Raw genomic sequence first — 11,679 nt, 5'->3', positions numbered from 1 at the left:
CGGGCGGTCAGGCCGTGCGCCGGTCGGCGGCGTCGAGTACCCGCGTCGCCCACTGGTCGACGGAGAGGCCGTGCGCAGCCGCCACCTTCGAGTAGCAGTCGAGCTGGTGGTCGGACAGCTCGATGGTGAGCGTGACCTTCTGCTTCTCGGCCAGGCGCACCTCGGCCCTGCGCCGCTCGTCCCCGCCGTCCGCAGGGAGCTCCTTCCGGCGGCCGCCGCGCTCCTCGCCGTCCCCGCGGAGGCCGGGGCTCTGCTCGGCGAGGCTCTCGCGGACCGCCCTGCGCAGCTCGTTGCGCGACCACTTCTGCTCCTCGGCCTTGCGCAGCCAGTAGTCCTGCTCGGGCGGCGAAAGGCGCGTCACCTCGGCGTGGTGGGCGAAACTGAGGCCGTCCCGCCTGCGGTGGTGCTCGAACCGCCGCGCCACCCACGCGTAGTTGCGCAGGGTCTGGTAGTCGAGGCCCGTCCGGTCGATCGCCTCCCGGTAGCGGCGCCATCCGTACGCCGACTCCCCGAAGATCAGCCAGTCGGCGAGCCACCAGGCCGAGGAGTTCGCCAGCTCGCGCAGGTTGGTGCCGATCTGCTCCCAGGACCGCTCCGGCAGGTTCTGCGCGAAGACCATCCCCGACTTGCGCGCCGTCGCCTGCTTCCCCACGAAGGGCAGGACCACGTCGCGCTGCGCGGCCTCCCCGCCGATCGCCGCCGGCGCGGCCTTGTAACCGTTCGTCGTACTCACAGCTCCCCTTCGGTCAGCCTGTTCATGTACTCCGCGACCTCCCGCTGCCGCCCGGCCCCCTCCCGGGCGAAGTGGCGGCACACCCGGTCCCGCGTCTCGGCGCTCTGCTCCTGGCTGAGCTTGAAGATCGCCTCGGCCCGGGTGACGGTGAACCGGAACGCGCCCACCCCGGGCAGGATCCGGCGGAAATGGCCGATCGACCCGGTCATGTCCCAGTCGCGTCCGAAGTCGCCCTCCAGGACCCGGACGGTGGAGCGCACCACGGACAGCGTCTCCTCGTCGGAGTCGATCGTGTCGATCACGCCGCGCAGCTGCGCGGCCGTGTAGTTCCAGGTCGGCGCGGACGGAGTGACCGGGTACAGCGTCGGCGAGACGTACGCGTGCGGGCCCGCGAAGCTCAGCACCCCGGGCGTGCCGGAACGCAGCGCCTTCCACTGGGGGTTGGCCCGGTTCATGTGGCCGAGCAGCGTCGCCCCGGCAAGGTCCGCGGACCCGTCGGCGGGCAGCCGGTCCGGGATGACCGGCAGGTGCGTGGCGTAGGGGCCCTCGGCGTCGTCGCCGTTGGTCATCAGCAGGGCCAGCGGGTTCCGCCGCATCAACTCGACGATCCACCGGACGTCGGGCTCCCGGTACATGGCGGGCACGAACATCGCGATCCACTCCTCCGCAGCATCCGGTCCGCGTCAGTCCGCGGCCATGGCCTCCCGGAGGCTCCGCGGGCGCATGTCGGTCCAGTGCTTCTCGACGTACTCCAGGCACTCGGCTCTGGACGCCTCACCGAAGACCTCCCGCCAGCCCGCGGGGACGGCGGCGAACGCCGGCCACAGGGAGTGCTGGTCCTCGTCGTTGACCACGACGAAGAAGCGGCCGGCCTCGTCGTCGAAGGGGTTCGTGCTCATGGCGACCGTCCTTGGCGTTGCGACGCGATGCGGAATCGGAAGACCGCCCGGGCAGGCGGCATCCATAAACGTCGAGCGGTGACTGGGGATGGGAATTCAGCCGGGCCGTTATGGGCTTGCCATTTCGGCGGTGTCCCGTCGACAGGACACCCGGCGGCCGCGCCGGCCCGGTAAAGCTGTCGCCACCGTACGACTCGCCCTCGAATGCCACAAGGGGCGGGCAAGCGGGCGGCGGATGGCCGGCGGACGGCCGTCTACCGACCCTTTACCTCACCGATGTTCTGTGTAAGCATGACCGGACCAGCAGCATCAGGACATGCTCCCTCGAATGCGAATTCAGCCATTCTTCCGGCCGAATTCACGTTCGCGCGGCGGCGGCCGCGCGGCGGCGCCGGACGGCCTCAGTCGATGACGATTCCGTCGCGGCGCGCCTCGCGGTAGAGGTCGACGCGGGTCGTCGCCTCCCGTCCCAGCCGGGAGTACTTCTCCCGGGCGCGTTCCAAGTACTGCTTGACCGTGTGCTCGCTGATGCCCATCTGGCGGGCGACGCCCGCGCGGGTGAGGCCGCCGAGCCACAGGCGCATCGTCCGCAGCTCCTGCTCGGAGAACCGGGGCGTGCCGTTGAGGCTCTCGTTCGCGGCGAGCATGGCCCCGGCCTGGGACGGGGTGGTGTACCTCCCGCCGGCGGCCACCGTCAGTATCGCCTCGATGAGGTGGGCCCGGCCCTCGTTGGAGTCCTTGGTGATGTAGGCGCGGGCACCGGCCAGCTCGGCGTGGTGGATGACGTCCGGCTCGGTGTGCTGGGAGAACACCACGATCTTGCGGCCCGCGGCCGCGAGCTCGGCGATGCGGTCGAAGACGAGCTCCCCGTCGATGCGCAGGTCGACCACCAGGACGTCGGCCGCCGCGGCCGGGCCGGTGTCCACGTCGGCCAGGTCGGGCCCGACATGGACGATCTCGACGCGCCGCCCCGCGTCCTCCGCGACCCACGTCCTGATCCCCGTCAGCACGACGTCCTGGTCGTCGATGACCGCGATGGTCACGGTCTGGCCCATCGAGCCTCCACCCACAGCTGGTCCCCGTCATGATCGATCGTGAGGTCGACGCCGGCGGTCCCCGCGTCCCCGGCGGCCGCGTCCCCGGCGGCCGCGTCGCGGGTGAGGTCGCCGGCGCCCGGGTCGTCGGTGAGGACCGAGACGCTCACCTGGTCGGCGGCCGTCGAGACGACGGTGATCCGCGTGTGCGCCCGCGTCCTCGCCAGCACGGTGAGCGGCACCTCGGCGAGCGCCGCGGCGGTCCCCTGGTCCAGCGGCGGCGACTCCCCGACCAGGGTCAGGTCGACCACCACACCGCGGCGCAGCGCCTCGTCCACGCCCGGCTGGAGGAGCCGCAGCAGCGGATCCGGAATGTCCTCGTGCTCGGCCAGCAGCTGCCGGAGCATGGCCTCGGCGGTGGCGCAGCGGTGCCGCAGCGACGGATCGGACGGATCGGCGCTGCCGTCGGCCAGCCCGCGCAGGACGGGCGTGACGAGCCGGCCCGCCTCCCGGTAGCGGTCCCGCCGCGCCGCCGAGACCTCCGCGATGATCATCTCCCGGGTGGCCATCTCCCACCGGTCGGCCGCCGCCGCGGCCGCCACCCCGCCGCTGAACCGGAACACGCGCGCGCCGCCGACCATCGTGAGCTGGATGCTGGCCGACGCGTACAGCAGGACGACGAACCCCGCGATCACGTGCCGGTTCAGGTCGCCCGTGGACACCAGCCCGGCGAGGACGGCGCCCGCGTTCGCGGCCAGCAGCGCGATGAGCTCCCGTACCGGGCGGTGCATGAGCAGCAGCACGCCGATCAGCCCGACCGTCGCCCACGCCCAGTTGATCTTCAGCTGCTCGCCCGGCGGGCAGTTGGCCGCCATCGCCACCCCCGTCGCCAGGTCCGCCACGGCGAGGACCACCGTCCAGCCGCGGCGGCCCGTCCTGCGGAGCAGGAGGACCGACGCCGCCGCGACGAGCAGGCACTGCGCCGCCCAGAGCGCGGCGGCCAGCCGGAACGAGCGGTAGTAGTCCATGTAGGTGAGCAGGGCCGTGCCCGCTCCGCCGACCTGCCAGAGCGCCACCGTGACCACCAGGGCCACGTCGAACGCCCGGTTGAACGGCACGGCGAACGACTCCCGCGTGGAAGCCTCAGCCATGTGGCCACCGCAGCGTGATCTCGGTCCCGGCGCCGGGCCGGGAGGTCACCGTGGCCCGGCCGCCGACCGTGGTCATGCGCTCGACGATCGAGTGCCTGATGCCCAGCCGGCCGTCCTGGACGTCGCCCGGCGCGAATCCCCGGCCCTCGTCGGAGACGGTGACCGTCACCGAGCCGTCGCCGTCGTGGCGTTCGGCCCGCACGCGCGCCCGGGAGACCCCGGCGTGGCGGTCGACGTTGCGCAACGCCTCCCCCACTCCGCCGGTGATCGCCGCCGCGACCGGCGCGGGGACCTCCAACCCGGCGCCGCCGGGCACGGCGACGAGATCGACGGCGACCGGCACGGACAGGTGGGCGGTCAGGTCCAGCAGGTGCTCCACCAGGTCGACCGGCTCCGCGGGGGCGTCGACCCAGCCGCCGGAGAATTTCTCCATGACCTCCAGCGCCCTGCGGGCGTCCCGGCGCAGGGCGGGCGAATCCGTCGGCACGGCGCCCGAGGCGACCATGCTGAGCGTCGACAGCACCGAGTCGTGCACCTGGAACCGGTGAAGGCGCTCATCGGACCGGCGGGCGGCCGCCAGCATCGCCCGGCGCCGCTCCCGGTCGCGCACCGCCACGATCACGTCGGCCCGCCGGCCGCCGCGGCGCAGCAGCCACATGATCACGCTCAGCGCCGTGACCTGGACGATCAGGGTGCGGACCTGGCTGGTCTCCGCCGGGACGCCGACCACGTAGGCGGCGATGACCGCGGCTCCCAGCAGCATCCCGGTCACCTGGCCGGCCGACAGCAACGCCACGAAGACCGCCGTCCCCGCCAGCATGATGGCCCACGTGGTCTCGTCGATGACCGACGAGACGGGGACGACCCACGGCTGGAGCAGCATGACCAGCGCCACCACGGCGGAGTCACCGATCAGGAGAGGGAGCCCCAGGCCGTACCGGGTCGCCGCCACGGCGAAGAACACGGCCCACAGGACGAGGCCGCCGAGCACCACGGGCTGCCAGAGCCGGGACACCCCGTCGTCGGCGTCGTCGACCAGCGCCGCGACGACCACCACCGCGACCGCGCCGCAGCGGAGCGCGACCGCGAATCCGCGGACCGCGTAAGCCAGCGCGTATTCGGAAGGGCCGGGTCCGGAACGGACCGGCCCGTCACCCCGTGTCACATGATTGGTACGGTCAGCGCCCTCGCTTCCGAAAGGTAATGTCGTCTCGGGCATGTGGAGCAGTATTGCGCGGTCCCCGTCACACTCGTAAGACGGGACCAAATATGATCATGAGGAACGGCACTTCTCAGGGTCACAGGGCAATTACGCTGGCGCATTCGCGGGGCCCTACCTCGGCGAATGAACCACCACCGCGCCCAGGAGGCGACGTGACCGAAAGTGGCCTGCGGACGGCTTTGACGTCCTGTCGACATGGCGACTAACGGCTCGTACCCGTAGTGGTCATTGTCCGTTCATGACAAATTATTGATGTGTCATGCATGTTACGGCCGCCCTTCACTCTGTAAGGCCCGGCCACGAACGCCGACCCGTCGCACAGGGGTCGTCTCCGGCCGTGGCGCGGGGTGGGAGCCGGGCCGAGGACGGTGGCCGCTCGGTCTTGGGGACGCCCTCCAGGGCTCACCGGGCGAGGCCGTTGCGAAGCCAACGATTCCCACCAGTCTCAGCCCACGGCATCGGGCCGCAGATCGGTGCGCGCTCTTTCGCCGCAGCGGAGTGCGAAGGCGCGGCCATTGGTCTCCCAATGGCGGTGAAGCCGCTGGTCGGGCTTTTCAGTGCATCAAAGAAAAGTGCAGCGATGTGATCTCCGATTGCCTTGATCGAGCCGATCGGATAAACCCGAGATACTATGCGCATTGATGGGACGTGGCAGTTGACCATCGACACACCGCTCGTCAGGGAGCTGCAAGTAAAGCTGTATCTAGAAAGCGATGGCAATTCCGTGGCCGGACGCCTTGCCGACGACACGGAAACGTTCGCGGGAAAGGTCGTCCAGGGCGTCGTTGACGGTGACCGGTTCAGCCTCAAGATCAGGCTTCTCCGGCCGGTGCCGAGCGCGCTCAGGTTCACCGGGACGTTCGACGGCGATTTCATGGAGGGCAGCGTCCGCGTGCGCTTCTTCGGCGGTTTCAAGGCGAGGGCGAGGAGGGTCGCCTGACCCCGTCCGGGTGTCCGCGCCGGCCTCCGGGGCCCGTCGGCGGCGCACGGGACTCTCGCCGCCTGGAGGCCGGCGGAACGATCGATGGGGAAGACTATTCGGCGATCTTCGTCCGGGTGGACCAGGTGAAGACGGGCACCTGCCCGCGGTCACCCGACTGCGCGCGCTCATAGTGGTCATATCCACCGCTGCGCTGGACCTTCAGCTTTCCGTCGGCCACCGCCGACGCGGGCACGGCCACCCGGGTGGGCGCGCCGGACGGGCCGCCCACGAGCTCGACGTCGACGAACTCCGCGCCACTGCCGGGCTCTCCTGAGATGTCCACGCGAATTCCCTCCATTCTGCGTCCGAATCATCGGACGACGGGACCACGCATCCGAATCCCGCCATCTGACCGGCACTCCAGATACTAAGAAGGGAGAGAATGGCCGGACCACCCCCGGCGGAAGTCATTTCCGGTATTCCGGGGCGGGCTTCCGTGTCCTGCCGGCGGGACAGGGGGCGGGTCCGGTGGGCACGGTGGCTCCCGCGCTTCGGCCGCGCGACCATCTCAGTGGGCCCTCATCCCTCCAGTGCCCGCGCGGCCGCGCTGTCCAGCGTGGTCAGCACCCATTGCTGCAGGTCCGTGCCCGATTGCTCCGCAGCCATGTGCCAGCGCCGCAGGTGGCTGCCGGGCACCGCAAGCCGCCGCGTGTCCTCGGCTCTCGCGCCCTCCCGGCTCTCGCCCGGGCGGGCGAGCCGGATGCCCTCCCGCAGCTGCTTGGTGGTCCATTTCGCCTTCTCGGCGCGGTCGAGCCACCTGTCCTGCTCCTCGACCGGCAGCGACGCGACCTCGGCGTGATGCTGGAAGCTCAGCGCGGGGCGCCGGCGGCAGAACTCGAACCGCCGTGCGACCCAGGCGTAATTGCGTAACGTCTGATATTGCAGCCCCGCCGCGAGGATCCCGTGCTCGTACCGGTCGTGGTAGTGCTCCTTGCCGTATACGAGCCAGTCGCCGAGCCACCAGGCCGACGAGTTCACGATTCCGGAGAGCTGGCGGCCGGCGTGCTCCCAGTCCTCGAAGGCCAGCTCGGCCGGTATCTGCAGGCCCACCGCCGTCGTGAGCACCTCGCCGCGACGCTGCTCGGCGGAAACGGCACCACGTCGCGCCGACTGCGCCCTCCTCCGGCGGAGGACGGTCCTCATCTGATCGGTATCGCCGGCCCGGTTCACCATGTCTCTCCTTTCGGACGGGCTGGGCATGAATAATGACCGGGAAGATCCGCACAGAGCAGCAACCGCTCGCAAAGCGGCGCCATGCATTCGGTGAACGTCGGCCGATGAACCGTGCGACGAGTGGGAGACCCGGCACGGCTCACGCGGCGGCCTTCAAGCCGCCCTCATCCCCCGAACACTCATTCCATCGTCCGCGGTGGGACGGAACACGACCGCCGGGCGATCCCCGCATCGCCGGGGAGCCGAACCGTCACCCTGTGCGATCAGTGCATCGTTCCAGGTAACGGATCCGGCAGCTGGTCTCGGGAGCCGATAGACCGCAGACACTCTGGGCACACCTTCCACTGGGACTCACCGTGCCGCCATCGCCACGACAGGTTCGCCGAGGCACTCGTCGAACCGGCCCCCGCACCGTCCCCGTCGGCCATGGCCTTCATCTCAGTTAGCACGATTCTCACCCGAGGCGCGTCCACTGTCACGTCCGCCGTGCGGGGGTCATAATCATCTCCAGCAAAAAGGTTAATGGTCCTACATATCTTCGATCAGCGAAGCTACCAGCGCGTACGGTAGGTACGGAGAGCAATTCCACATTGCCCGCCGGACCATGGAGCGGCGTTGTCAGTGGCGCAGTGAAGTATGTGCCGGAGACCGACATGTCAGGCGAGAGGGCGATCATGGCGCTGGTGACGAACCAGAAGGTGCTCGACCACGAGTTCCTTACCGGGATGTACGACGACGGGTACTTCCCCGATCACCTCGTGGACAAGGGCAAAGCGATCTTGCTGCGTCTCTGCGGGCGGATCGAGACCGACCGGCCCGCCGATCTGGCGGCGCTCTACTCGCTGACGCACGCCGCGACCGAGGAGTTCAACGCCCTGCAGGCGGAGTTCGACGAGGCCGGCAGCGAGATCGAGACGGTCGCCCGCGATGTGATCGGCGAGGAGTTCTGGTTCGTGGCCACCGCCTACGGCTTCGACGGGGCCGACATCGAGGAGCTGATCGCCACCCGGGACTGGTGAGACCACCGCCCTCGCGCCGGGCCCCGGTCTTTCACCGTGACCAGGTCTGGTTGTGAGACTTCCTCGGATTCGGTGATCGTGGTTCCATGAGTACCGAGCAAGCGTTTGGGACTGAAGCGAAGCGCTGAGCGAGGGAGTACCGAATGGCCCCGCGGATTCTCCGGAGGTTATGGCTGCCCCTTGCGGCCGCCGCCGTGCTGGTTCTCAGCCTGCTGCAGGCGGCGCAGGCGCACATCGAGCGGCCGTCGTACTGGCCGTCTTCCGGTCCCGACTGCTCCGTCAGCCCGTGCGCGGGCGGGACGGTGCCGACACCGCGAAGCCTGGCGTCGGCGGTCGAGACCGCCCAGGGGAGCACGACCCGTGTGGTGTGCCGGCCTGATTCGCTGGAACTGCTGGACGCCTCGATCAAACGAGCGCTGAAGTCGGGCTACAACGTCCGCCCGCACGACCACCGGACGCTCAGCACAACCCAGGCGCGAGAGCTGAAGCGGATCAACCAGGCGTTGTTCGACCGGTGCCGGTACAGCGAGATCCAGCCCGCGGTGACCGATTCGCGGAACAACGACCGGGTCGTGGTGCTGCCGGGCGTCTACACCGAGCCCACGGCGCGCCAGAAGCCGACCCACGATCCCGCGTGCGACCAGTACAAGCTCAGCACGGGCGCGTACTCCTACCTCGGCGAGTACACCTGCCAGAACGACGCCAACCTGATCGCCGTGCTCGGCCGGGCCCCAGGCGCCGGCCAGGACCCGGACCCGCCGCTCGTCGACCGGCACGGCATCCCCAACCAGGGCGCGTGCGTCCGCTGCAACCTCCAGCTCGAAGGTTCGGGCGTGAGCGCCGACGACGTGGTCGTGGACGCCGGTGACCCGTCGTCCGGCAACAGCGGCCCACGCAACTCAGTGAAGGACGTGGGCATCCGCGCCGACCGCGCCGACGGCTTCGTGCTGCGGAACATGACCGTCCGGCACGCCAACGAGCACGACATCTACGTGCTGGAGAGCAACGGGTACCTGCTGGACAGCTTCAAGACCTTCTACGCGGGCGAGTACGGCGTGCTCACCTTCGTCGAGGACCACGGCGTGATCCAGAACTGCGAGGCGGCCGGCAACGGCGACTCCGGCCTGTATCCCGGGTCGGGTGCGAAGACCGGGGCCGGTCGCGACGAGCGCGTCTACCCGACCGCGCGCTACAGCCAGGAGATCCGCTACTGCGACTCGCACCACAACACCAGCGGCTACTCCGGCACCGACGGCAGCGCCACCTGGGTGCACCACAACAACTTCTACGACAACGCCCTCGGCTTCACCACCGACGTGTTCACCGCCGCCGGGCATCCCGGTTTCCCGCAGCAGGGCGACCTCGTCGAGAACAACGACTTCTTCTCCAACAACTTCAATCCGTACCTGGCGGACAGCGACGTGGTGCCGACGGTGCCGGTCCCGGTGGGGACCGGCATGTGGATCGCCGGGGGTGACGACAACGTCGTCCGGAACAACAAGTTCCGCGACAACTGGCGGCGCGGGGCCATGCTCTTCGCCGTCCCGGACGCGTTCGTCTGCGCCGACCAGCCCATGACGGGCTGCGACCCGCTGAAGCTGTCGACCTCGCACCGCAACCAGTTCCACGGCAACCAGATGACGGGCAACGGCCTGGACTTCTGGTGGGACGCCTTCCCCGGCAATACCGGCAACTGCTGGTACTCCAACGGCACCGTCACCACCTCGCCCCGTAACCTGCCGGACTGCCTGAACGGCAAGGCGCCCTTCCTCAGCTTCGGGTTCGGCAACCTGGGCAACGAACTCGAACTGCTTACCTGTATGGCGAACCTGAAGCCCGGCGGCCCATGCCCCTGGTTCACCACGCCCAAGGCCACCGCCCCGGCCGCGTACCGAACGGCACCGGTCGGCGACCACCCGCACCCCGAGACCAGCGAACTCGACAACGCGATGCTCGCCGCGATGACCTGCCATTCCTGGCAGGAGATGACCACCGAGCAGCGGGACCACATGCTGGCCAAGATGGCGGTGTTCATGGGCGGCCAGATCGACCATCCAGGGGCGCGCGGCACGACGCTGACCAACAAGAACGCGACGAGCATGCTCAACAACGCCTGCGGACTGCCCTTCGCGGAGCCGTTCAAGCTCTACAAGCTCTACGCCCGAGCGGCGGCCTTCCCGCTACAACTCCCGTAACACCTCAAAGAGACCGACCCGAGGAGCCGCCGGGCCATCGCCCGGCGGCGATGGGGCGTGGGCTGCCGTCGCGGTGCTTCTTCCCACCGGGCAAGATCATGACTGGCTTCACGATCTTCACCGAACCGGGCGGGCTGCGCCCTTTCGGAGTTGAGCGAGCTGGAGTTGAGCCGCGCCGAGTCGTGTGCGTCCCCTGCTTGAATAGATATACGTGTTCATTTGAAGTGGAGGTGGGTGTGCGGCCGCTGCAGCCGGGGGATCCCGCATGGGTCGGCCAGTACCAGATCCTCGCCCGGCTCGGTGCGGGCGGGATGGGGGTCGTCTATCTCGCCCGGTCGCCGGGCGCCCGGCTGGCCGCGCTCAAGCTCATCCGGCGGGAGTTCGCCGAAGGCTCGGCCTTCCGGGAGCGGTTTCGCCGCGAGATCGCCGCGGCGAGCAAGGTGAGCGGGCTCTACACGGCCCCGGTGCTGGACTCTGACGCCGACGCGCCGCAGCCCTGGTTCGCCGCCGGCTACGTCCCCGCGCCCACGCTGGGCGAGGCCGTCGGGAGCGTCGGGACGCTGCCGGAGACCGCCGTCCGGACGCTGGGTGCAGGACTGGCGGAAGCGCTGCAGGCGATCCACGGGGCCGGCCTGGTGCACCGCGACCTCAAGCCCGGCAACATCCTGCTGGCCGAGGACGGCCCGAAGATCATCGACTTCGGGATCGCCAAGGTCGCGGACGCGACGCAGCTCACCGGCACCGGCGCCGTGATCGGCACGCTGGCCTACATGGCTCCCGAGCAGATCGCCGAAGGCAAGGACGCCGGGCCCGCGGCGGACGTGTTCTCGCTGGCGGGTGTACTGGTCTACGCGGCCACGGGCGCCAAACCCTTCGGCGAGCGGGACCCGGCCACGGTGCTCTACGAGGTCATGTACGAAGAGCCGTGCCTCGACGGCGTCCCCGCGTCACTGCGGGACTTGCTCGCCGCCTGCCTGGCCAAGGAGCCGGCCGGGCGTCCCACGGTGGAGTCCGTGCTCGCCGCGCTGACCCCCACCGATCCCTGGGCGTTGAACTCACCCGCGCTGCGCCGCGAGGTGGCGGCCAGGGAGGCCGAGGCGACCAGGGTGGCGTCGGAGCCGGTCACGGCGCCCCCACCGACACCGCGGGTCGATGACACGGAGGCAGGCAAGGTAGGACGGCGCCGGATCCTGGGACTGGCCGCCACTGTCGCCGTGGCCGGCATCGGCGCGGGGGCGGCGGGCTGGGCGGTGACCCGCGGAGGCTCCAAG

12 protein-coding genes are annotated in these 11,679 nt (G+C 70.0%); 4 read left to right on the top strand and 8 right to left on the bottom strand.

Annotated features, from left to right (window positions below; all coding sequences use genetic code 11):
* Positions 1-7: 7 nt before the first annotated feature.
* The 6 genes from ETD96_RS08195 to ETD96_RS08170 all read right to left on the bottom strand — a co-directional run bounded on the left by ETD96_RS08195 (position 8) and on the right by ETD96_RS08170 (position 4,982).
* Positions 8-733 (bottom strand): LmbU family transcriptional regulator, encoded by a 726-nt coding sequence (locus tag ETD96_RS08195; protein ID WP_205719163.1) that lies wholly within the window; start codon positions 731-733, stop codon positions 8-10.
* Positions 730-1,383 carry an FMN-binding negative transcriptional regulator gene (locus ETD96_RS08190; RefSeq protein WP_138635683.1) on the bottom strand — a complete coding sequence of 218 codons (654 nt, stop codon included), beginning with the start codon at positions 1,381-1,383 and terminating at the stop codon, positions 730-732. The genes ETD96_RS08195 and ETD96_RS08190 overlap by 4 nt, the downstream gene beginning before the upstream one ends.
* Positions 1,384-1,416: 33 nt before the next feature.
* A complete protein-coding gene (locus tag ETD96_RS08185) occupies positions 1,417-1,632 on the bottom strand; it encodes an MbtH family protein (protein WP_138635682.1) in 216 nt (71 codons plus the stop codon).
* A 401-nt stretch (positions 1,633-2,033) separates the two neighbouring features.
* Positions 2,034-2,687 carry a response regulator gene (locus tag ETD96_RS08180; protein ID WP_138635681.1) on the bottom strand — a complete coding sequence of 218 codons (654 nt, stop codon included), beginning with the start codon at positions 2,685-2,687 and terminating at the stop codon, positions 2,034-2,036.
* Complete coding sequence (locus ETD96_RS08175) at positions 2,672-3,817, bottom strand: hypothetical protein (protein WP_138635680.1); 1,146 nt, start codon at positions 3,815-3,817, stop codon at positions 2,672-2,674. Before ETD96_RS08175 ends, ETD96_RS08180 begins: the two co-directional genes overlap by 16 nt.
* Entirely contained in the window at positions 3,810-4,982 is a 1,173-nt protein-coding gene (locus tag ETD96_RS08170; RefSeq protein WP_138635679.1) for a sensor histidine kinase, read from the bottom strand. Before ETD96_RS08170 ends, ETD96_RS08175 begins: the two co-directional genes overlap by 8 nt.
* A 712-nt stretch (positions 4,983-5,694) precedes the next feature.
* Here ETD96_RS08170 and ETD96_RS08165 point away from each other — a divergent pair.
* Positions 5,695-5,979: a hypothetical protein gene (locus ETD96_RS08165; RefSeq protein WP_138635678.1), complete on the top strand. Its 285-nt coding sequence runs from the start codon at positions 5,695-5,697 to the stop codon at positions 5,977-5,979.
* Positions 5,980-6,073: 94 nt separating this feature from the next.
* Here the strand turns inward: ETD96_RS08165 and ETD96_RS08160 are convergent, their stop codons facing one another.
* Together ETD96_RS08160 and ETD96_RS08155 are read right to left on the bottom strand one after the other, a co-directional pair.
* Entirely contained in the window at positions 6,074-6,304 is a 231-nt protein-coding gene (locus ETD96_RS08160; RefSeq protein WP_138635677.1) for a DUF5988 family protein, read from the bottom strand.
* Between the two features lie 236 nt (positions 6,305-6,540).
* The gene (locus ETD96_RS08155) at positions 6,541-7,194 is read right to left on the bottom strand and encodes an LmbU family transcriptional regulator (protein ID WP_240807373.1); all 654 of its coding nucleotides are present in this window, start codon (positions 7,192-7,194) and stop codon (positions 6,541-6,543) included.
* A gap of 653 nt (positions 7,195-7,847) precedes the next feature.
* Here ETD96_RS08155 and ETD96_RS08150 point away from each other — a divergent pair.
* From ETD96_RS08150 to ETD96_RS08140, 3 genes are all read left to right on the top strand, one after another.
* Positions 7,848-8,213: a DUF5713 family protein gene (locus ETD96_RS08150; protein WP_420884739.1), complete on the top strand. Its 366-nt coding sequence runs from the start codon at positions 7,848-7,850 to the stop codon at positions 8,211-8,213.
* A 194-nt stretch (positions 8,214-8,407) separates the two neighbouring features.
* Positions 8,408-10,408 (top strand): right-handed parallel beta-helix repeat-containing protein, encoded by a 2,001-nt coding sequence (locus ETD96_RS08145; protein WP_171068917.1) that lies wholly within the window; start codon positions 8,408-8,410, stop codon positions 10,406-10,408.
* Positions 10,409-10,644: 236 nt separating this feature from the next.
* A partial coding sequence (locus tag ETD96_RS08140) for a serine/threonine-protein kinase (RefSeq protein WP_205719162.1) occupies positions 10,645-11,679 on the top strand: 1,035 nt, incomplete at its 3' end.

The organism is Actinomadura geliboluensis, from assembly GCF_005889745.1.
Lineage (GTDB): Bacteria > Actinomycetota > Actinomycetes > Streptosporangiales > Streptosporangiaceae > Spirillospora > Spirillospora geliboluensis.
This window is presented reverse-complemented; position numbering and strand designations above follow the sequence as displayed.